This is a genomic window from Halarchaeum nitratireducens (assembly GCF_017874695.1).
GTDB lineage: Archaea > Halobacteriota > Halobacteria > Halobacteriales > Halobacteriaceae > Halarchaeum > Halarchaeum nitratireducens.
In genome coordinates, this window is record NZ_JAGIKY010000014.1 from 35,047 (window position 1) to 55,669 (window position 20,623).

The following is a 20,623-nucleotide window of genomic DNA, read 5'->3' on the forward strand; positions in this document are numbered from 1 at the left end:
TTGGGAGACGATAGGACGAAAATTTGATATATCGATATATAATTCATAGACTAACAGATGGTTTTGGCCGCGGTAGAGTGTTGTTTAGTTGTCCAGACGTGACGTCAACGCACAACAAAAACTAATATCTCAAATTATATCGCGCTACTCTCATAGAGTCGTACCCTTAGGATTACCAGGCCACCGAGCGAATCGGTTACGACGCTGTTCCTGTAAGAGAACAAGCCACCGTCGTGGCGCCAAAGAACGATGCAGGCGAAGGGTAGTGTGGTGGCACACTATACTTATGGACGTTGCACTCCTCGTCTCTCGTATGAGTGAGTGCGTCGATTCAGAAAGCACGGTTTCGGGGAATCAGGCGAACATCCCTGCCCGCATCCGCCGCGAGCTCGACATTGACGACGGCGACAGGCTCCGCTGGCAGGTCGAAGACAACGGAGCGTTGCGGGTCGAAGTCGTCCAGCAGCGCAACGGAACGTTCAGCGACTTCGACGGTTACGAGGGCGAGGAAGAGACTGACGTGGTAGTTGACCACGACGCTTGGGGCGTCGACGTCGAGTAGATGCCGCGCGCACTCATCGACACGAGCGTGCTCTTCGCGGCCGCATATCGACGCGACAGTCATCACGACGCCGCCCTCCCGATCCTCCGGGGCGTCGATACTGCGGAGCTTCCGGAGGCAGTCGTCCTCGACTACGTGCTCGCCGAGGCGTTGAACGGACTCACGACGCATGCGAGCCACAACGCGGCGACGGATTTCCTCGACCGCATCGAGGAGAACGCCCGCTTCCACCTCGAGTCGTTGTCCAGTGACGCATTCGCGACCGCGAAGGCGCTCTTTCGGCAGTACGAACGCTTCTCGTTCGTCGACGCGTGCATCGTCGCCTACATGCAGACTGAGGGACTCGGCTACCTCTACGCGTTCGACGACGATTTCGACGCCGCTGCCGACGTCTACCGCCTCGACACCGCGACCAACCCCTATCAGCCCGAATAGCCAATGGGGGCAATCTATGCCCGCTTCGACGACCTCGACGATTCTGTCGCAGCCATGACGGAGCGGTACGACTGACTGAAGAGCTTCGGTAACCGCGAGGTCGACTTACCTCGCTTTTCTCTCGTTGCGCGAGACGGAACGGTGTCCGAATAAATGAAACGCGAGAGAAGACGAACCTCCCCACCTATATTTTAGACAATTCTGAAATAGCCAATTCTGAATTAGGCTATTCAAGAGTATTTTAGCGGTCGGGCACGCCGGGTGCCTATGGAGCGTTTCGTGGACCGCGATGAGGAGCTCTCGCGACTGCGTGAGTGCTACGAATCCGATCGGGGGGAACTGGCAGTCATCTATGGTCGGCGCCGTCTCGGTAAGACCCAGCTCGCCCAACATTCACTTCGGGATCGAGACGACGCCGTTGTCTACCAAGGGACCGAGACCACTGCCCAGTTCCAACTCGACGAGTTCATCGACGTCGCCTCGTGGCGCCGTCTGGGAGCGCTTCGTCCGTGGTCTTACCACTCATACGTCCGAATACACGCTCGTCGTCATTATCTTTCCTCGATCAGCCGTTGATTACGGAGAAAACGGCGTGCTCGGTGGTATGGCGTTCTAAGGGCACGATTCTGAGTGGATAGAGCGATACAATCTATTCGCTTAATTTTTGTGGTGCGTTGTTGTCTGGACCAGACAACTAAACAACAGAGAATGGGGCGATCTACTAGGTATCTAGGAAATCCTATATTAATATACGAAATTCGACGGCGCGCCCCGAGTGTTCGGGGGAAACACTCACGGCGCTGGGCGTAGAGGCGACCGTATGGAGTCCTCCACGCAGGTGACGCGTGTCGCGGACACGCGCTGTGAGACGGGCGAAGGACCGATCTGGCATCCCGACGAGGGCGTGCTCTTCTGGTGTGACATCCCGAGCGGTCGACTCCTCCGGTACGACCCGAAGCGAGACCGACACGAATGCGTGCTCGACGGCGACGACGCGCTGAGCGGAGTCACGATACAGGAGGACGGCGCGTTGCTCTTGTTCCGTGCGGGCGGTCGCGTCGAGCGCTTCGACGGCGGTTCCCCCTCGACCGTCGCGACGGTCGGCGACGCCGCGGGCACCCGGTTCAACGACGTCGTCGCGGACCCGAAGGGCCGGGTGTTCGCGGGCACCATGCCGACCGGCAATCGCCTCGGGCGGCTGTACCGATTCGACACCGACGGTTCGATCGAGCACGTCGAGGGGGCGTACGACATCCCGAACGGGATGGGGTACACCACGGCGCGTGACGCGATGTACGTGACCGAGTCGAACGCGAAGACCGTCTACCGGTTCGACTACGACCCGGAGACCGGGGCGCTCACGCGGCGTCGGACCTTCTTGGACGTGCGCGGCGAGGCGGGGATCCCGGACGGGATGGCCGTGGACGCGGACGGTGACGTCTGGTCCGCCCGGTGGAACGGGTCGGCGGTCGTCCGCTACGACGCGTCCGCGACCGAGCGCGAGCGCGTTCGGTTTCCCGCGGCGAAGGTCTCGAGCGTCGCCTTCGGCGGACCGGACTATCGAGACGTCTACGTCACGACCGCCGGCGGCGACGACCGCGCGAGCGAGGGCGACGGTGCGGGCGCGCTCTTCCGGTTCCCGGCGCCGTCTGGCGTTCGCGGGACGGCGCCGTTCCGATCGGCGTTCCCGACGGACTGACGCTGTCACCGAGAGCGCGCGGTCCCCGTAATTTATGCTGATCGTCCGTGATACGACAGACGATGGCGACGTATCCCCTCTTGGAGCGCGACAGTCGGGAGTGGCAGACCGTCCACGACGGCACCGTTCGCTTCGCCCTCGTCGGCGTCGGATGGTGGACGCAGGAGTTCGTCCTTCCCGCGATCGAGGCGTCCGAGCTATGCACGACGACGGCGGTCGTCACGAGTTCGGCGGCGAAAGCGGAGCGCGTCCGCGAGTCGTACGACTCGATCGATCACGGCCTGACGTACGACGAGTTCGCGGACGGGACGGCCGCCGAGGCCTACGACGCGGTGTACGTCTGCACGCCGAACGCGACGCACCTCGAACACGTCGAGTCGGCCGTCGACCTCGGGAAGGACGTTCTCTGCGAGAAGCCCATGGAGGCGACGCGGGAACGCGCGGAGGCCGTCGTTGAGGCCGCGTCGGGCACTGACGTGACGCTCATGGTCGCCTACCGGATGCACACCGAACCCGCGGTCCGCCACGCGCGGGACCTCATCCGGAATGGGGTCATCGGTGAGCCGACGGTGCTCAACGGCGAGAACTCACAGCCGCTCTTGGAGATGATTCCCGACGCCGACCAATGGCGTCTGAATCCCGACCTCACCGGGTACGGAGCTTCGGTGATGGATCTCGGGATCTATCCGCTGAACACGGCACGCTTCCTCCTCGATGCCGATCCAATCGCCGTGCAGTCGATGATGCGCTCGGCGCGCGAGGAGTTCGAGGACGTCCCCGATGAACACGCCGCGTTCTCCGTCGAGTACGACGACGGGACGCTCGGATCGTTCACGTCGAGTCAGAACGGGAGCGACGAGACCCGCCTCGAAGTCGTGGGAACCGAGGGACGCATCGAACTACACCCCGCGTTCCACATGGAAACCGGGCTGACAGTCGCTCGGGACGGAACGACCGTCAGCGTCGAGACCGAGCAGGTCGATCAGATGGAGTACGAGTTCGATTACTTCGCGAACCAGGCGCTCGCTGGCGAACCGGTCTACGCGGACGGCGAGCACGGTCTCGTCGACATGTACGCGCTCGAAGCGATCTACGAGGCCGCCGAGACGGGGCAAACGACGTCGGTTCGGCGTCCATAGTTCATCGACGTCGCAGAGCGCCGTCCCACCGTTTCACACCGGGACGTCGTCTTCTGCGTCGCTCGTCGATCCAGCCACGGAAACGGAATCCGGGTCCGACGAACGCACCTCACTCGGAACTTCGGAGACGTCGAAGACCGGGGTGGTCGTCCGAGCGTCGAGGTCCTCGGCGCGGACGAGTGGCGAGTCGTAGCGCGGGGACGGTCATCAGTCGTTCTGAAATCCAGAATGTTTATTCATGTGAGTGCGTAGTCAAACGTATGGGAGCGAAACACACGGTTCGGACGACCGCGAAGACGCTCACCCTCGTGGAGGAGCTCCGCAACAGGGGCGCCTGTGGCGTGACCGAGCTGGCCGACGAACTCGACATGGGAAAGAGCGCGGTACACAACCACTTGACGACGCTCAAGGAACACGGCTACGTCCTCCAAGACGGCGACGAGTACCGACTCGGACTGAAATTTCTCGAGATCGGTGGCCACACCAGGAAGTCGATGGACTTCTACCGCATCGCCGAACCCGAAGTGAAGTCGCTCGCGGACGAGACCGGCGAGCTCGCTAACCTCCTCGTCGAGGAGCGCGGCGTCGGCGTCTACCTCATGCGCTCGAAGGGAGAGGACGCCGTCGATCTCGACACCTATGCGGGCCGCCGGACGTATCTTCACACGACCGGACTGGGAAAGGCGATCCTCGCACACCTCCCTGAGGCACGCGTCGACGAGATCGTCGAGCGCCACGGACTCGAACGCCGGACAGCGCGGAGCATCGGGACTCGAGGAGAACTCGACGAGGCGCTCGACGAGGTTCGCGAGCGCGGGTACGCGATCGACGACGGGGAACGCCTCGAAGGCCTCCGGTGTATCGCGGCCCCGGTCACGCAGTCCACCGGCGACGTCGTCGGGGCCATCAGCCTCTCCGCCCCCGCGAGCCGGGTCAGCGACGAGGAGTTGGAGGGGCGACTCGCCGAGCGCGTGCTGAGCGCGGCGAACGTGATCGAACTCAACCTCAACTACTAGCGTCGAAAATAGAGAACAGTTCGGACCCCGTTTCGCCGTCGCACAGATAGTGTTTACACTAGTATTATCGTAAACCATCGGTCCAGCGTCCGCGTGGGCCGTTCTCTCCTTCAGAACGGTCCGGTGGGTCGGCCGACATCGCGGAGTACACGCGTGTTATCGACGCCCTCCGCGGTGTGAACGCGATCGCGCGAGCGATCCGTCGTCGTCGGTCCCACGGCGTATCGACCCGCCGACCGAGCCGTTCCGCTCGCGGCGGTACTATTTTATCACCCTCGGTGTATCGTACCCGTATGCGATACTACCGCCTCCCACGCACAGCGCAGAGTACCGCAACGGCCTCTCTCGTTGCCGTCGACACGTCGGGCGACGCCCACGACCTCACGACGGCGTCGCCCGACCTGGGCTCGTTCACCGAGCTCGCTCGGGCGGCCAACGCGAGCGACCGATCGATCGACGCCATCGCGCGGGATCGACTCGGTGACGCCGACCCGCTCGATCCGACGACCCTCCGCGGTGAGTCCCTTCGGCCGGTCGTGCCGGACGAGGTGTGGGCGGCGGGCGTCACGTATCAGATCAGCGAGGAGGCGCGAAAGGCGGAGAGTGGAAAGCCGGAGGTCTACATCGACGTCTACGAGAGCGAGCGGCCGGAAGTCTTCTTCAAGGCGACGCCGTCGCGGACCGTCGGCCCGAACGACGCGATCGGCGTCCGCGCGGACTCCGCGTGGGACGTCCCCGAACCCGAACTCGGGGTCGTGCTCCACCGGGGAAGCGTCGTCGGATATACGGTCGGAAACGACGTTTCGAGCCGGGAGATCGAGGGTGAGAACCCGCTCTACCTCCCGCAGGCGAAGGTGTACGACCGGTGTTGTTCGATCGGCCCGTGCGTCGCGACCGGTGAAACTGTCGAGGACCCCCACGACCTCACGATGACGCTCGCGATCGAACGCGACGGCGATCGAGTGTACGAGGGGTCGACGTCGACGAGCGAGATGGCGACGACGTGTGAAACGCTCGTCGAGTACCTCAGCCGGCACAACGACCTCCCCGAGACCGTGGTGCTCCTCACGGGGACGGCGCTCGTGCCGCCGGACGGGTTCACACTCACAGAGGGCGACGAAGTGCGTATCGACATCGAGAACATCGGACAGTTGGTCAACCGAACGATCTCCGTCTGAACTCGCGGCTCCGACGAGCTCCACGGCCCGGTGAAAAGGCCGTACTGAGACGCCCGAAAAGGGAGCGAAGCGAGACACCGATTTCAGCCCGCTGCCGGCGAGGTTTGAGAAGTGAGCAGGTCGATGCGTGTCTCGTCCAAAGATGTGCGCAGACTCGTCCACTCCTCGAACTGACTCAACTAGGCAGTGTCCGTGAAGACTATCTGTCGGGAGTGGGATGTGTCGCGCATGGAAGTCGACCTCGACAGCTTCAGCGGACGTGACTGGGAGACGCCCACTGACGCCGCTCCGGTCCGGTTCGCCATGGTCGGGCTCGGGTGGTGGACGCGCGAGCAGTCGATCCCTGCCGTCGAAAACGCGGAGCACTGCACGACGACCGCTCTGGTCAGTTCCAGCACGGAGAAGGCCGAGGACGTCGCGGCCGACCTGAAGGGTATCGAAGCGACACTCACGTACGACGAGTACGCCGACGGCGTGGCGAGCGACGCGTACGATGCGGTGTACGTCTGCACGCCGAACGGCTTCCACCGCGAGCACGTCGAGGCCGCGGCCGCACACGGCAAGGCGGTCCTCTGCGAGAAACCCTTAGAGGCGACCGTCGAGGACGCGCAGGCGACCGTCGATGCTTGCCGCGAGGCAGGCGTCCCGTTGATGGTCGCGTACCGGCTCCAGACCGAGCCGGTGGCTCGCCGCGCCCGGGAGCTGATTCGGGACGGCGCCATCGGGGACGTCGTCTCGATAGTCGGGCACATGTCGGACACGATTCTCGACTCCGTCGACGAGACCAGTTGGCGGTTCGACCGCGACTTGGCGGGCGGGACGACGCTCAACGACATCGGGATCTACCCGCTGAACACGATCCGGTTCATCCTAGAGGAGGATCCACAGGCGGTGTACGCACGGACGGAGTCCGAGCAACCCGCCTACGATGGGACTGACGAACACGGGGCCTTCCAACTCGAGTTCCCCGACGGCAAGCTCGCCTCGTGTACGATCTCCCACAGCGCGACGGTGACGTCGAGCCTCCGGTTCGTCGGTACCGAGGGCGAGCTGAGCATCGAGGGACTGTTCTTCCCGAACACCCAGAAAGTGCTCCGGGTATCCGGGCCGGACATCGGGGGCGAGGTCCGTCCGGAGCCGGTCGACCAGATGCGCGAGGAGTTCGACTACTTCGCCAATCGCCTCCAGCGCGGCCTCGACCCCGAACCCGACGGCGAACACGGTATGGTCGATATGCGCGCCATCCGTGCCCTTTACGAGTCCGCCGAGAGCGGGCGGCGCGTCGAACTCGACCCGTAACCGAGACGCCGGGCACTAGCTTACGACACGGCCGCAGCGGGGTGCCGACGTACGGGCGGGATTCGAGATGAGTGAGCCGTGGTCTCGCTCAACGTCGCCGCTGCACTGGGGACACGTCCAACGCACGCCACGTTTTCTTTCGGCAATCAGCTAAATGCTCGTCGGTCGTCAGTCTAGGACGAGCGGGTCGTGGAACGACACCGACTCGTCGTATCCGACGGCCTCGTAGGTGGTGGTCGGCCACCGGCCGGTCGTTGTGGCGACCTCGATGCCGCGCTCGGTGACCAGCGCCGTATCCTCGCATTTCGCGCCCTGCACGGTCGGGTTCCACGCGAACGGCATCGGGAGCGCTACGCGGTTCTCGGCGTCCGGCGTCGCAATCCACTCCCGGGTCGCATACCCGATGGCGCCGCCCTGATGGTGGGCGCGCCACTCGCTTTCGAACCCGACCGCCGCGTACGCATCCGAGAGTGCGTCGAAGACCTCGCCGGCCGACCCGACGGACGAACCGACCTCCCGCGTCGCCGCGAACGCTGTCGCCGCGACCCGACCGGCGGCGTCGTGGCGCTCCTGGAGCCACGCCGGTGCGTCGAAGGCGACCGTCCGCGTCACGGCGACGTCGTGGCCGCCCCGTTCCGCTACGACCGTCAGGTGGGCGAAGTCGCCGAGGGGCGCGCCGCTGGGCGTGTAGTGGCGGTAGCGCTGCGAGCGGTCGCCGCCGCCGACCAGCACGACCGGGGTGCGGAAGCCGCGTTCGAACAGCGCCTGCGAGAGCGCACCGGCGGCCGCCCGCTCGGTCGTCTCGCTGGTGAGGTCTCGGGCGACGGCCTCGACGGCTGCGGTCGTCTCTTCGCAGGCATCCCGGTACCGGTCGCGCTCCACGGGCGGCATCGGCGAACGTACGCGCGTCGGGTCGAGCTCCTCGACGCCCGCGATGGCCACGTCCGCGGCGGCCACGCCGTCGTGGTGTGAGGCGACGGCCTCCCGGAGCGAGGCGTCGTGCCACTCGAACTCCGTCACCTCGGGAGCGGTGTCCGCGGCGTCGAGTCCGGGAAGCTCCTCGTCGAGGAGGCGGCCGCGTTCGTTGTTCGGCGCGAGCACGCGCACGCCGTCGTGCCCGACGCCGACCGCCCCGACACCCACGTCGCTGGTCATGTCGACGACCGGGTCGCCACCGGTCAGCCACCCGTAGTTCGCTGGCCGACAGAGCCACAGCTCGTCAAGATCGCGCTCGGCGAGTACAGCTCGAAGTCGTTCGAGCTTCGTCGTGGTCGCGTACGCCATAGGTCACCATGCGCACGCTGGCGACTAAAACACACGGCCTTCTTCCAACGAACTATCCCGGTTCCGGTGTGTGCGCCACACACATCGAAACCGGTGGCGGAGGACGCGTGACTCGACGGATGGTAGCGAGTGTTGCGCTCGTGTCGCTAGTCAGAGCTTGTTCAGTTTCAGTGGCCGCTCGGCGTACTGAATCTGGGTCAGCGTCTCGTTCATCGCGGTCGACGTCATTTCGAGGAGGTGTTTGCCATTTGGCGACGGGAGAATCGGAGTCGTCCACCCGACGAAGATTCGGCCGCCGAGTTCGCCCGATGTCCGGAACGACAGCGGCGCCTCGACGGCTGTCCAGTCCCCACTTCCGTCGAGGTTCGTGTTGGCAAGGACGACCTCGCCGTTCCCCTCTGCGGGTTGATGGTTCTCGTCAACCAACTGTTTGCCGGAGACCAGTACCGTCCCGTCCGGGCCGCCCCGCGGCGTCCACGTGACGTACGGACCGTTGACTAACCGTCGACCGTCGGCGGTAACGACCTGCTGGCCGAGGTCGGTCGGGTCACCCCAATCGCGGCCGTTCGGGGATGTCTTCACACGTATCTCACCGTTCACCTCGTTGGAGCCGACGACCTCGTAGGCAATCATATAGGTACCGTCCGGGAGTTCGACGACGACCGGCATGCCGGGCCGGTCGACCCCGTTCGGCACCGCGGCCACGAACTGCTCGTCGCCCCACGTCTGCCCGCCGTCCGCGGACGCCTTGAGTCCAACGAGCTGATTGTAGTCGTCGTCGCTGCCTTGCCGCTCGTCCGCGAAGTAACAGATGAGATGGCCGTCCGCGTCGAGCTGGAGCTCCGGTTCCCAGACTGGGCTGTTGCCAGCCTGTGGAACTGCCGTCCCGCTGGTGACGACAGTGCTGACGTACTCCCATGACTCGCCGTGATCAGTGCTGGCGTAGAGGTCGATACTGGAGTCGCCGAGCGTCCCGATTTCGCCCTCTGGGATGTCGCTAGGGTCGTCGAGAATCGGAATCGAATTCCCAGCGGCGAGTACGGTTCCCGCCGGCCACGGCCCGACCTCCTCGGGAAGTTCGTAGAGGGTGGGCTGATACCGCATCCCCCAGTCCTTTCCGCTCTGGTCGTAAATCTCGGAGAACTTCGACCACGTCTGGCCACCGTTCGTGCTCCGGTATACCGGGAAGAACGGCTCCGCGCCGCCGCTCATCGACGGGTAGTACTCGAAGGTCGCTAGCAGCGTGTCGTTGCCGCCGGGTGCGTGTTCAAGGCGCTCGACGCGGGGGTACATCGCGCCGGGCGCCGGTGCGCCCTCGGGCGGTGCGTACAGCGTCTCCCCACTGTGTTTGGTGCCGGGGTCGGTGGTCGCCGCATGAACGGATCCCGTCGCGCCGACGCTGGCAGCGCCGAGGAGCCCGAGTACCCGGAGGTAGTCTCTACGTGTCGCGCCGTCGCCGAGAGTGGGTTTATTCATGCATTCATCACCGCAACACTATCGTCGGCAGGAAATTGTAACAATCTTTCGCAAGTGTTATCGGTGTGATCGCCGCTCCGTGGGAAGCGTGCTCACGTCGATTCTCGGGCGCGGTTGACGACTAGCTGTCTGAGCACCTTAACGTGCAGGCTGACCGCGGCAATCTCGAACGAACCACGAAAAACGGAGTCGTCGCGTGGGAAGAGTCGTAGGACGACTCGTTACTCGACGGAGATGCCGGCGACCGTCGACGGCGCGAGGTCCACGGTCAGCACGTCGCCGTCCACGTCCACGCCGAGGTCGTCGGCCGCGAACTCGTCGGCGTTCGACGCGCCGGCTTCGAGGCCCGGGTCCTGCCCCTCGAACAGCACTTGTGCGGCCACGTCGGCGTCGCCGGCGTCCGCACCCTCGATGGCGACCTCGACGGTATGGCCGTCGCGGCAGTCCAGATTCGTGACTGTCACGTACGTCTCGCCGTCCTCGGCGACCGAGGCGGACGCGCCGACGAACGGCAGGTCGTCGTCCCCGTGCTCGACCTCGCGGGACGGCGTGTCCACGGTCGTCGTGAGCGCGTCGTTGCCCTTGTGGGGCGCGTAGAGGTCGAACACGCGGTAGGTCGGGCGCGCCCACGCCTCGTCGCCGTCGGTCTCCACGAGACACTGGAGGACGTTGACCGTCTGCGCGATGTTCGACATCGTCATCACGTCGCTGTGATGGTTGAAGATGTCGAGGACTGCGGCCGCCGACAGCGCGTCGATGACGGTGCCGGGCTGTTCGAGGCCGTTCTCCGCGACCGCCTCGGTGTGCCACGCGCCCCACTCGTCGATGATGACGCCGATGTCCCGCGTCGTCGCCACGGCGTTGATGGCCGAGGCGATGCGCTCGATGTGGTAGTCCATTTCGAGGGCCTCCACGAGGAACTGATCGTACTTCTCCTCGCCGGCCTCCGCGATGGACATCGTGCGGCCGTAGTAGTGGTGCAGCGTGAGGTGATCAAGCGGGAACTCGACGCCCCAGTTCGTGTTCCCGATCTCCTCCATGAAACGGTGGTTCCACTCGTGGTTCTCGAACCCGCAGGCGATGAGCTCGAGATCGTGGTCGAGCATCAGGTTGTCCATCGACCCGACGTAGGTAGCGAACCGGCGGTACTCGCGGGCGTACTGTTCGGGGGTCATCTGGCCGCCGCATCCCCAGTTCTCGTTTCCGAGCCCCCAGTACTTGACGCCGTAGGGTTCCTCGTGGCCGTTCGCGCGGCGGCGGTCGGCGAGCTCGGTGTCGCCGTCGTAGTTACAGTACTCGACCCAGTCGGCGGCCTCCTGCGGGTCGCCCGAGCCGACGTTCGCGGCGAGATACGGCTCGGTGCCGACGCGCTCGCAGAACTCCAAGAACTCGTCGGTTCCGAAGGCGTTCGACTCCTCGGGCACGTCCTCGCGGCCCTGCGCCCAGAAGAGATTGCGCCGACGGGGGCGGTCCTCCCGCGAGCCGACGCCGTCCTCCCAGTGGTAGTCGTCGGCGAAACAGCCGCCCGGCCACCGGAGAACGGGGATTTCGAGATCGGCGAGCAGTCCGAGGACGTCCTCGCGGAACCCGTCCTCGTCGGCGGTGTCGTCGGTCCACAGGCCGTCGTAGACGCAGCGGCCGAGGTGTTCGGAGAAGTGGCCGTGGAGTTCCGGTTCGATGCGGTCGATACGCGCCTCTGGGTGGACGGTAACGCGGGCGTTTGCCATGCAATTCCATGGTTGGAATATCGATGATTATAAATCAATGGGTTGATCGAACGGCCGACGACAGCTGCGGGACCGACGGCGCCGTCCGACGGTTAGGGGAACCGAGCGCTACCGGGAGTTCACGTTGGCTTCGATGACGGTGATGGTCCGCAAGGCGATCACAATCGGTAGCTGTGCGCTCGGTGACCTCCAAGAAATCGCGCTCGTCGAGGATGTCGTGGATCCCCTCGGCGGATGACTCCACGAGAATCGCCTTCCTCGCGGAGGTCGTCGAGAGGGTGACGTGCTCGCCGACCTGGTGGGCCATCTTCTAAATCTCGGGCTCGACCACGTCGCAGGCGGGGTCTCGCTTTCGGGCGTACCCGCCGATTTCGAGAATCGTGTACCTACGCGGTGCCGTCGTCGTCGCTGGTCACGAACTCCTCGTCTTCCAGCGTCCGGTGGTGGTCGAACACCGTACTCGCGGGCAGGTCCACGTACTCGGTGAGCGCTGAGACGCCAGTTTGATGTGCTCTTGGAGCACCTCGACGACGCGCCGAACGTCGACCGCGAACCGTAACCGGACTGCCGAGCTCCCCCGTCGCTCCCTGCTGGGACAATGTTTATGCGTGACTGCGTTCAGGTGACGGTATGGCGTTCGATACCATACTGGTAGGCATCGGACCGGGCGACTGGGACCGAACGACCCGCGTCGCGGCCGAGACCATCACGGTCGCAGAACCGACCGACGCCACGGTCGTGTTGCTGCACGTGTTCTCCGAGGACGAGTTTGAGGACACCGCTCGGAAGTTGGAGTTCGACCCGTCGAGGGAGGACGTCGACCCAGGCACCGTTGCGCGCCGGGACATGGTGATTCACGATCTCGTGGACGCGTTTGAGGACGCCGGCGTCGAGTACGCGATTCGCGGCGCAATCGGCGACCCGGCGGAGGAGATCGTCCGAGTCGCGGAGGCGGAGGGCGCCGACCGGGTGTTCGTTGGCGGGCGGAGCCGTAGCCCCACCGGGAAGGCGGTCTTCGGGAGCATCGCCCAGTCGGTACTGCTGTCGTCGCCGTGTCCGGTCACGTTCGTCCGCCGCGAGACCGACACGTGACGACGCACTCTTCACGTGAGACTGCCGACACGCCGCTCATCGAGAACGCGTCGGTCACGTCGCGTGTCGGCCGACGACGGCGACGTGGAAGGTGAACAGCAGGAACGGGAAGACCAGACAGACGGTGACGGTGAACAGGGCGCTGACGGCGAACAGGCCGAGGCTGACGAACCCGACGAGCACCGTGTCGAAGGGACGGGAGACGGTCCACGAGTACCCGCCGGTGACCGCCTCGTACGCCGACGCGCCCTCGGAGAGGCGAACGAACGCGACGACGAGGACGACGGCGAGATGCGCGGTCACGTAGCCCACGACGACGGCGAGCGCGCCGGCTTGGACGCCGCCAGTCTGGAAGTACTGGGTGGCGTAGGCGGTAGTGACGACGGTGAACGCGACGAACACGCCGCTGAGGAGCGCCGCGTTGTGCCAGTTGGCGGCCAGCGCCTCGCGGATCTCGCTGCGGTCGACGTGGCCGTGGTCGCGCAGCGACTGGATGGCGGCGTACGCGGCGAGCGTCGCCGGACCGACGGTGACGACCGGGAGTGACGCCACGAACCACCCGAGACTGACGACGACCGCGGCGACGCTGTGGTGGTACGCCGACCGAAACGCGTCGCCGAGGCCGGCGTGGACCGATCGCACGTCGTCTGCCGTGTTCATCGCGTCACCCGCGTCGGCTGGTCGGTGCGCGGCGCACCGTCGGAGTCGCGTCGAGCGTGCATGTTGTCAACACGCGTGTTGGTCGTAATGAGTGTTGTCCCCGACGTGGGCGGCGGGAAGTGGGGATCCGGGGGTCACCCGGTGGTGCCGGTGCCCTGAATCTGGACGGCGCGGACGATCTCACCTTGGAAAAAAAGGTAAACGATGAACAGAGGCAGCGACGCCAGCACGGTCACGGCCATGTGGAGGCCGGGCGTCGTGAGGTTACCCTGATAGAGGTTCACGAGCCCGATGGGGAGCGTGTACGCCGCTTGGTCCGAGAGGACGATGAGCGGCCACAGGAACGCGTTCCAGTTGTAGACGAACATGAACAGCGCCAGCGACGCCAGAATCGGACGCGCGAGCGGCAGGACGATGCGCGAGTAAATCTGGAACGTCGAGAACCCGTCGAGGCGCGCGGCTTCCTCGTACTCGTCGGGGATGTCCCTGAAGAACTGGTAGAGGAGGAACACGCCAAGCGGGCTCGCTACCGCGGGCAGAATCACCCCCCAGTAGGAGTTCACCAGCCCGAGGTCCGAGACGACCGTGTACAGCGGGACGATGTTCATGTAGTACGGGACCATGAAGCTCGCGAGGATGACGCCCATCACGACGGACTGGCCGGGCCAGTCCAGCCGCGTCAGTGAGAACGCTATCATCGAGTCGATGACGAGGATGATGAGCGTCGCGCCGCCGGCGATGATGAACGTGTTTATCGTCCACTGCACGAACAGCGACTGCGTGAGGATGTGTCGGTAGTACTCGAAGGTGATCTCGGGCGGAATCCAGAACGGCTTCGGACTCGTCAGGAACCGCCGCGGCTGGAACGACCGCGAGATCGTGTACAGGTACGGGACCGCCATGAGGATGGCAGTGCCGTACAGCACCGCGTGGGTCCCCAGTGAGCGCAGCGACACGTCGTCGAGCAGGCCGGACCGCTCGTGTTCGGCGTCAGTCATTGGTTCCGATCACCTTGAAGTTGATGACCGCGATGAGCACCAGAATCATCACGAGCACGTACCCGATTGCCGCGCCGTAGCCGTACTGCTGTTGGGAGAACGCGCTCCGGTAGAGGTAGTACACCAGCGTGTCAGTCGAGTCTCGGGGGCCGCCACCCGTCAGGACGTACGGCTGGGCGAACACTTGGAACTGGAGGATGAACTGAATGATGACTACGAACAGGATGGAGTTGCGCATCTGCGGTAGCGTGACGTCCTTGAACGCGCGCCACGTGCTCGCGCCGTCGAGGCGTGCGGCCTCGTAGAGGCGCTCGGGAATGCCCTGTCGGGCCGCGAGGAAGATGACGAAGTTGAACCCCACGAGCCACCACACCGTCATGAACGCCAGCGCCGGCATCGCTAAGTCCGTCGACGTCAGCCAGCCGGGCGGACTGTCCATGACGTACCCGAGGTAGTAGTTGATGAGGCCGTATCCCTCGGAGTACACCTCCGACCAGATGAGCGTGACGACGGCGACGGTGAGGATGTACGGGCTGAAGTAGATGGCCCGCAAGATGCGCTTGCCCTTCACGTTCTTGTTGACGCCGAGCGCCAGTCCGAGCCCGACGAGTACGAGTAACGGGACCGAGAGCGCGACGAAGTACACCGTCCCCTGCATCGCGTTCCAGAACACGGGGTCGTGTAACAGCTGGACGTAGTTCTGGACGCCGATGAACTCCGACTGCGAGGGAACGAACGGGTCCCAGTCGAAGAGGCTCATGTACAGCCCCTTCAGCGCCGGCCAGACGAGGAACACCGAGAACACCGCCAGATACGGGAGCGACCATGCCACGCCCTCGACGGTCTCCTTGCGGACGCCGAAGACGGTCTGGCGGGCGTGGTCAGATTCCTTGGTGAAGCGGTTTCGTAGTCCCATCTCTCACTCTTTGATGCCGTTACTGATGGTCGAGACGCCGTCTTCGAGAGCCGCCTGCGGATTCTCGTAGTTGTGGCCCCATAGGTCGCGCAGCCACTGGTACCAGTCTTGAGAGGTCGGGTCGCCGTTGGGTACCTTCGGTTGGTAGAAGTACACGTCGTTCTCGGCCATTTCGAGGTACTTCGAGAGGGTCTTGTCGTAGAACGGGGAGTTCTGGAACACCTCGGATTCGCGGATGTCGGCGGCGGCGGGCAGGTGGCCGGCGCGCGCTCCCCACTCGGGGTTTTCGGTGGTCATCCAGTGGGCGGCCTTCGCGGCGAGCTCAGATTTGCGCTGGCCGCGACTCTGACTCCGGGGGAGGACGACCGTGTGGCCGTCCGCCCAGACCGCCTCTTGGCTCCGGTTCGGCGCGACGTTCGGCTTGAAGAACCCCCAGTTGAGGTCCTCGACATCCGATAGCGAGGCGACGTACCACGTGCCGTTCATCGTCATCCCGAGGTTCCCGTTCGAGAATGCGTTGGTGCCCCAGTCGGCCTCGGTCGTTTGCGGCGACCAGCCCATGTCGCCGGTCATGTCCCAGAACAACTGAGAGGTGTTCTGGCCGGCCTGGTTGTTGAACGACGGGTTCCAGTCGCTGTCGAAGAGGGTACCACCCTGCTGTTTGACGAGGCTGCTCCACGTCCGCCACGAGCCGAACCCATCGTTGGCCGGGGATTGGCTGAATGCCGCGTTGTCAGTCTGGTCGACGATGGCGTTACCGGCGGTCTGGAACTCCTCCCAGTTGGTCGGCGGCGATTCGGGATCGAGACCCGCGGACTCGAAGACGTCCTTGTTGTAGTAACCGCCGAGCGGGTGGAGATCCATCGGGAGGGCGCGCGTCTCGCCCTCGACGGTGACGAGGTCCCAGTGGTTGTCGAGGTAGTCACTCTCGATGTCGCTCGTCTCGAGATAGTCCCCGATGGGGTCGATGACGTTGTTCCACGAGCGCAGGTACGCCGCGTGCATGATGGCCATGTCGGGCCCGCTACCGCTGGTCAGCGCAGTGTAGAGTTTGTTGTAGTACTGAGCCCACGGCGTGCGTTGGCGGTTGATCGTTACCTCCTCCTCGACGTCGAGGGGCTGTTCGTCGTTGAACTTCTGGACGATGTCCTTCATCACGGGGCCCTCGCCGCCGCTGAACAGTTCCCAGAACGTGATCGTGTACGAGTCGGATCCGCCACCGCCGCCCGAGGACCCGTCGCCGCCCATGCAGCCGGCGAGTGCGATGCTCCCGGTCACCCCGGCAGCGGCGATGAATCTACGGCGCGTACTCGTGGATAGTCGGTCGCCAGTCATGATTGTCCCGGTTAATCATGGTCGACTGCACCATGATAAATGTTAGGTAGGGAACTGCTCAAAACCGCGCCTGCGGATCGAACTCCGCGTTCGCGGTCGCGACGTAGTCCCCCGAGTGGACGACACGGCGACCGAGCAGCGTCGTCGGGGGCCACAGACCATCCGAAGAACTATTATACAGTGTTAATAACCACTTCCCATGAGTCGCGTTAGCATCGAAAACGTATCGAAGCTCTACGACGGCAGCGGTGACGGCGAGGGGAAAATCGTCGCCGTAGATGGGGTCACCCTCGACATCGAGGACGGCGAGTTCCTCACTATCGTCGGTCCCTCGGGGTCGGGGAAATCGACGCTCTTGCGGATGGTCGCGGGGTTGGAGGACATCAGCTCCGGGACGATTCGCATCGGCGACCGCGTCGTCAACGACATCCAGCCCCAAGATCGGGGCGTGGCGATGGTGTTCCAGAACTACGCGCTGTACCCTCACATGTCCACGCGGAAGAACATGGCCTACGGCCTGAAGCTGACCTCCGACCTCTCGGACGACGAGGTCCAACAGCGCGTCGAGGAGGCCGCCGAGATGATGGGCATCGAGGACCAACTCGGCAAGAAGCCGGGAAGCCTCTCGGGCGGCCAACAGCAGCGCGTGGCGACGGGTCGCGCCATCGTCCGCGACCCCGAGGTCTTCCTGATGGACGAGCCGCTCTCGAATCTCGACGCGAAGCTCCGAGCGCACATGCGCACGGAGATTCAACGCATCCACGAGGAACTCGGCACCACGTTCATCTACGTGACGCACGACCAAGAGGAGGCGATGACGATGTCCGACCGCGTCGCCATCCTCAACCACGGCGAAGTCCAACAGATCGGAACGCCCGACGAGATATACAACGAGCCGAAGAATCTCTTCGTCGCGGACTTCGTGGGCAGTCCGGCGATGAACACCTTCGACGTGACTTTCGACGGGACGACGCTGACGGCCACGGACTTCGAGTACGAGCTCTCGTCGACGCGCGCCGAGCGGGTGCGCGAGCGCGCCGGCGACGACGCGTCGCTCGTGCTCGGGATTCGACCGGAGGACATTCATATCGCCGAGGCGGACGCCGAGAACGCCATCGAGACGATACTCGACGTGCGGGAGCCCGTCGGGTCGGACAACTACCTCTACCTCGAAATGGAGGGCGTCGAGGAGTGCCGGGTGCGCGTCCCCGGTGACGTGAAGCCCCGCGAGGGCGAGGCCCTCACCGTCTCCTTCGACGAGGACGACATCCACCTCTTTCGGGCGTCCGACGGCGAGAACATCCTCGCCGAGGAACGCGGCCAGCACGAAGTCACCGCGTGAACGGCACTCGGCGGTAACGGGTCGTGAACAGATGCTCGCGCGGTCGACGCTGCGCCCTACATAGAAGTCGAACAGGCATGCGTTCGTTCGCGGACCACGACTTGCGGGAGACTACCGACGGCGCGCTGCGGCCCGCGCTCGTCTGTCTCGGGTGAGGGGCCATCGACGTCGGCGTCGCGGATCGCGCGTTCTACTCGGAGCGGTCGTCAGTCGTTCTGAAATATAGAATCTTTATTCATTCGGGTACGTAGACAAACGTAGGGGAGCGAAACACACGGTACGGACGACCGCGAAAGACGGGACCGGCGAACTCGCTACCCTCCTCGCCAAGGAGTGCGGCGAACATGATCGAGGTCGACCCCAACCATTAGCGTCGAAAATAGAGAACAGCGTGGACCCCGTTTCGCCGTCGTACAGAGGTATTTTACATTAATATCTTTGTAAGCCTTCGGCCCAACATCCGTGTGGTTTGTTCTGTATTTCAGAACGGATCGGTGAGTCGGCCGTCACCGCGGGTGCAGGCGTGCCATCGCCGCCCTGTACGGTGTGAACGCAATCGCACGATCGATCCGCCGTCGTCGGCCCCATAGCGTATCGGCCCGCCACCCGACCGTCCTGCCCGCGGTGATATTATCTTGTCATCCTCAGTGTATTATACGCACATGATACCACTACCGCCCACGAACGGCCTAGAGTACCGTAGCGACGTCTCCTGATGCCGTCGACGCGTCGGACGACGCCTATGACCTCACGACGACGCGCGACGGTAGACGGGTGTACGAGAGGACGGCGTCAACGAGTGAGATGACAACATGATTGGAGATACTCGTCGGGTGCCTCGACCAGCACAACGACCTCCAGAGAGTGGTGTTGCTCAGGGGGACGGGGGCTCGTACCGTCAGACAGTTTCACGCTCACCGGGGATGACGAGGTCAGAATCGACATCAAGAACATGGGACGCCTGGTCAGTTGGACGGTCCCAGTCTAACGCGGTCTGGACGCGACGCGCCAGCGGGCTGGCCAGCGACGTATCCCCCAAGATCGAGAGATATGACACCACAAGTACTATATGCGTCTACCGCGGCGAATGTAACGAACGATGGCGAACGACATCCCATCCACCGATTTCATTACGAACAGGCGCAAAGTTATGGCCAGTCTCGGTGCGCTCGGCGCGAGCGCGCTCGCCGGTTGCGGCGGGAGTTCCGGCGGCGGCGAAAACAATAGCGGCGGGTCCGGTAGTCAGAGTAGTGGATCAGGATCATCCGGCGGAACCCTCGAAGTTCTCCACGGGTGGACCGGGGGAGACGGTAGCAACGCGATCGAGGCGCTCAAGCAAGAATTCAAAAACACGCACCCCGAGGTCAAGACCAATATCAAGGCGGTCGGCGGGAGCGCGAACGTCAGCCTGAACGCAACGGTGACGCGCCGGCTCGCGAATAACAACCCGATGAGTTCCTTCGCCAACTGGCCAGGGAAGAACCTCCAGCGGTACGAGGGCGCACTCATGGACCTCGAAGAAGACGTCTGGGACGCAAACGGTCTGAAGGACAAGATATTCGACCCGGCGGTCGAGAAATGTAAGTTCAACGGGATAATGCCGACGGTTCCCATCGGCTCCCACCGGCTGAACAACCTCTTCTACAACGTCCACGTCTTCGAGGAGGCGGGCGTGAACGCCGAAGACCTCACAGACCCTTCATCGCTCGTTGACGCGCTCGAAAAGATCCAGAAGAACACGGACGCCGTCGGGATGGCACAGGCGATGAAGGCGCCATTCACGAACCTCCAGCTGTTCACGGAGATTCTCATGGGGCAGGCCGGCGTGGAGTCGTATATGAACTTCATCAACGGGAACCCCAACCGGAGCGACATCGCCGACGCCCTCGAGACTGAAAAGACCATCCTAGAGAACTACATCAACAACGACTCTTCCTCGATCAACTACACCACGGCGAACTCGAAGGTGATGTCCGGGAAGGCGGGCTGTATTCACGAGGGGAACTGGATGTACGGGATGTACCGCGCCGACGAGAGCTTCAAGTACAAAGAGGACTGGGACTGGATCCCTTTCCCCGGGACGGAGGGGTTGTACGTCTTCCACCTCGACTCCTTCATCGCGACGGCGAACAACCCGTCCCCGGACACGACGAAAACGTGGGAGAAGTTCGTCGGGTCGAAGAAGGCCCAAGTGACGTTCAACAACCCGAAGGGGTCGGTACCGCCGCGCAACGATATCGACCCGGAGAAGCTCACGCCGTTCCTGAAGATGACCTACAAGGACCTCCTCTCGGCGGACCAGCTCCCGCCGACGACGGCTCATGGACTCGCTGTCTCCCCGAAGACGCTCGGCGACCTCAAGAGCGCGTTCGGGAACGACTTCATGGGGCCATTCCACGTCGACAAGACGGCGGACGCGCTCGTCTCCGCGGTGAGCAGCTGAGACCGTTCTCCCACGACAATAC

The 20,623-nt window shown here is 64.0% G+C and carries 17 protein-coding genes and 1 pseudogene; 11 read left to right on the plus strand and 7 right to left on the minus strand.

The features are described from left to right. The first annotated feature begins 313 nt into the window (after positions 1-313). The 8 genes and pseudogenes from J2754_RS13105 to gfo6 (J2754_RS13140) all read left to right on the plus strand — a co-directional run bounded on the left by J2754_RS13105 (position 314) and on the right by gfo6 (J2754_RS13140) (position 7,328). Complete coding sequence (locus tag J2754_RS13105) at positions 314-562, plus strand: AbrB/MazE/SpoVT family DNA-binding domain-containing protein (protein ID WP_188879780.1); 249 nt, start codon at positions 314-316, stop codon at positions 560-562. Beyond that, positions 563-997: a type II toxin-antitoxin system VapC family toxin gene (locus J2754_RS13110; RefSeq protein ID WP_188879781.1), complete on the plus strand. Its 435-nt coding sequence runs from the start codon at positions 563-565 to the stop codon at positions 995-997. A gap of 267 nt (positions 998-1,264) precedes the next feature. Next, positions 1,265-1,480: pseudogene (locus J2754_RS13115) on the plus strand (ATP-binding protein); the annotation flags it as partial. Between the two features lie 337 nt (positions 1,481-1,817). Beyond that, complete coding sequence (locus tag J2754_RS13120; RefSeq protein WP_211087683.1) at positions 1,818-2,696, plus strand: SMP-30/gluconolactonase/LRE family protein; 879 nt, start codon at positions 1,818-1,820, stop codon at positions 2,694-2,696. Positions 2,697-2,758: 62 nt separating this feature from the next. Further along, complete coding sequence (gene gfo6, locus J2754_RS13125) at positions 2,759-3,835, plus strand: D-xylose 1-dehydrogenase Gfo6 (protein WP_211087684.1); 1,077 nt, start codon at positions 2,759-2,761, stop codon at positions 3,833-3,835. A gap of 260 nt (positions 3,836-4,095) precedes the next feature. Further along, complete coding sequence (locus J2754_RS13130) at positions 4,096-4,851, plus strand: IclR family transcriptional regulator (protein WP_188878963.1); 756 nt, start codon at positions 4,096-4,098, stop codon at positions 4,849-4,851. Between the two features lie 293 nt (positions 4,852-5,144). Next, complete coding sequence (locus J2754_RS13135) at positions 5,145-6,029, plus strand: fumarylacetoacetate hydrolase family protein (RefSeq protein WP_188878964.1); 885 nt, start codon at positions 5,145-5,147, stop codon at positions 6,027-6,029. Between the two features lie 228 nt (positions 6,030-6,257). After that, entirely contained in the window at positions 6,258-7,328 is a 1,071-nt protein-coding gene (gene gfo6 / locus J2754_RS13140) for a D-xylose 1-dehydrogenase Gfo6 (RefSeq protein ID WP_211087685.1), read from the plus strand. Between the two features lie 168 nt (positions 7,329-7,496). Here the strand turns inward: gfo6 (J2754_RS13140) and J2754_RS13145 are convergent, their stop codons facing one another. The 3 genes from J2754_RS13145 to J2754_RS13155 form a co-directional block, all read right to left on the minus strand. Beyond that, the gene (locus J2754_RS13145) at positions 7,497-8,612 is read right to left on the minus strand and encodes a M24 family metallopeptidase (RefSeq protein ID WP_211087686.1); all 1,116 of its coding nucleotides are present in this window, start codon (positions 8,610-8,612) and stop codon (positions 7,497-7,499) included. Between the two features lie 150 nt (positions 8,613-8,762). Beyond that, positions 8,763-10,088, minus strand: coding sequence for a sialidase family protein (locus J2754_RS13150; protein WP_188878968.1), 1,326 nt, complete (start codon positions 10,086-10,088; stop codon positions 8,763-8,765). A 221-nt stretch (positions 10,089-10,309) separates the two neighbouring features. Next, the gene (locus J2754_RS13155; RefSeq protein ID WP_188878969.1) at positions 10,310-11,815 is read right to left on the minus strand and encodes an alpha-N-arabinofuranosidase; all 1,506 of its coding nucleotides are present in this window, start codon (positions 11,813-11,815) and stop codon (positions 10,310-10,312) included. 630 nt (positions 11,816-12,445) lie between these two features. Between J2754_RS13155 and J2754_RS13160 the strand changes: the two genes are divergently transcribed. Then, entirely contained in the window at positions 12,446-12,907 is a 462-nt protein-coding gene (locus J2754_RS13160; protein ID WP_188878972.1) for a universal stress protein, read from the plus strand. Positions 12,908-12,961: 54 nt separating this feature from the next. Here J2754_RS13160 and J2754_RS13165 read toward each other — a convergent pair whose 3' ends face one another. The 4 genes from J2754_RS13165 to J2754_RS13180 form a co-directional block, all read right to left on the minus strand. Then, complete coding sequence (locus J2754_RS13165; RefSeq protein WP_211087687.1) at positions 12,962-13,567, minus strand: hypothetical protein; 606 nt, start codon at positions 13,565-13,567, stop codon at positions 12,962-12,964. A 134-nt stretch (positions 13,568-13,701) separates the two neighbouring features. Then, on the minus strand, positions 13,702-14,565 hold the full coding sequence (locus J2754_RS13170) for a carbohydrate ABC transporter permease (protein WP_211087688.1): 864 nt from the start codon (positions 14,563-14,565) through the stop codon (positions 13,702-13,704). Continuing rightward, positions 14,558-15,481 (minus strand): carbohydrate ABC transporter permease, encoded by a 924-nt coding sequence (locus tag J2754_RS13175; RefSeq protein WP_211087689.1) that lies wholly within the window; start codon positions 15,479-15,481, stop codon positions 14,558-14,560. The genes J2754_RS13170 and J2754_RS13175 overlap by 8 nt, the downstream gene beginning before the upstream one ends. A 3-nt stretch (positions 15,482-15,484) precedes the next feature. Further along, complete coding sequence (locus J2754_RS13180) at positions 15,485-16,816, minus strand: ABC transporter substrate-binding protein (protein WP_211087690.1); 1,332 nt, start codon at positions 16,814-16,816, stop codon at positions 15,485-15,487. Positions 16,817-17,015: 199 nt separating this feature from the next. Here J2754_RS13180 and J2754_RS13185 point away from each other — a divergent pair, with 199 nt between their 5' ends. After that, on the plus strand, positions 17,016-18,158 hold the full coding sequence (locus J2754_RS13185; protein WP_211087691.1) for an ABC transporter ATP-binding protein: 1,143 nt from the start codon (positions 17,016-17,018) through the stop codon (positions 18,156-18,158). A gap of 1,150 nt (positions 18,159-19,308) precedes the next feature. Further along, positions 19,309-20,601, plus strand: a complete 1,293-nt coding sequence (locus J2754_RS13190) for an ABC transporter substrate-binding protein (RefSeq protein ID WP_211087740.1) — start codon at positions 19,309-19,311, stop codon at positions 20,599-20,601. The last annotated feature ends 22 nt before the right edge of the window (positions 20,602-20,623 follow it).

Bases quoted from the DNA above. Each gene is read 5' to 3' on its own strand.
- J2754_RS13160 (WP_188878972.1), top strand. From the start codon at position 12,446: ATGGCGTTCGATACCATACTGGTAGGCATCGGACCGGGCGACTGGGAC.
- J2754_RS13105 (WP_188879780.1), top strand. From the start codon at position 314: ATGAGTGAGTGCGTCGATTCAGAAAGCACGGTTTCGGGGAATCAGGCG.
- J2754_RS13175 (WP_211087689.1), bottom strand. From the start codon at position 15,481: ATGGGACTACGAAACCGCTTCACCAAGGAATCTGACCACGCCCGCCAG.
- J2754_RS13135 (WP_188878964.1), top strand. From the start codon at position 5,145: ATGCGATACTACCGCCTCCCACGCACAGCGCAGAGTACCGCAACGGCC.
- J2754_RS13110 (WP_188879781.1), top strand. From the start codon at position 563: ATGCCGCGCGCACTCATCGACACGAGCGTGCTCTTCGCGGCCGCATAT.
- J2754_RS13190 (WP_211087740.1), top strand. From the start codon at position 19,309: ATGGCCAGTCTCGGTGCGCTCGGCGCGAGCGCGCTCGCCGGTTGCGGC.
- J2754_RS13170 (WP_211087688.1), bottom strand. From the start codon at position 14,565: ATGACTGACGCCGAACACGAGCGGTCCGGCCTGCTCGACGACGTGTCG.
- J2754_RS13145 (WP_211087686.1), bottom strand. From the start codon at position 8,612: ATGGCGTACGCGACCACGACGAAGCTCGAACGACTTCGAGCTGTACTC.
- J2754_RS13155 (WP_188878969.1), bottom strand. From the start codon at position 11,815: ATGGCAAACGCCCGCGTTACCGTCCACCCAGAGGCGCGTATCGACCGC.
- J2754_RS13150 (WP_188878968.1), bottom strand. From the start codon at position 10,088: ATGAATAAACCCACTCTCGGCGACGGCGCGACACGTAGAGACTACCTC.
- J2754_RS13185 (WP_211087691.1), top strand. From the start codon at position 17,016: ATGAGTCGCGTTAGCATCGAAAACGTATCGAAGCTCTACGACGGCAGC.
- J2754_RS13120 (WP_211087683.1), top strand. From the start codon at position 1,818: ATGGAGTCCTCCACGCAGGTGACGCGTGTCGCGGACACGCGCTGTGAG.
- J2754_RS13130 (WP_188878963.1), top strand. From the start codon at position 4,096: ATGGGAGCGAAACACACGGTTCGGACGACCGCGAAGACGCTCACCCTC.
- J2754_RS13165 (WP_211087687.1), bottom strand. From the start codon at position 13,567: ATGAACACGGCAGACGACGTGCGATCGGTCCACGCCGGCCTCGGCGAC.
- J2754_RS13180 (WP_211087690.1), bottom strand. From the start codon at position 16,816: ATGACTGGCGACCGACTATCCACGAGTACGCGCCGTAGATTCATCGCC.
- gfo6 (WP_211087684.1), top strand. From the start codon at position 2,759: ATGGCGACGTATCCCCTCTTGGAGCGCGACAGTCGGGAGTGGCAGACC.
- gfo6 (WP_211087685.1), top strand. From the start codon at position 6,258: ATGGAAGTCGACCTCGACAGCTTCAGCGGACGTGACTGGGAGACGCCC.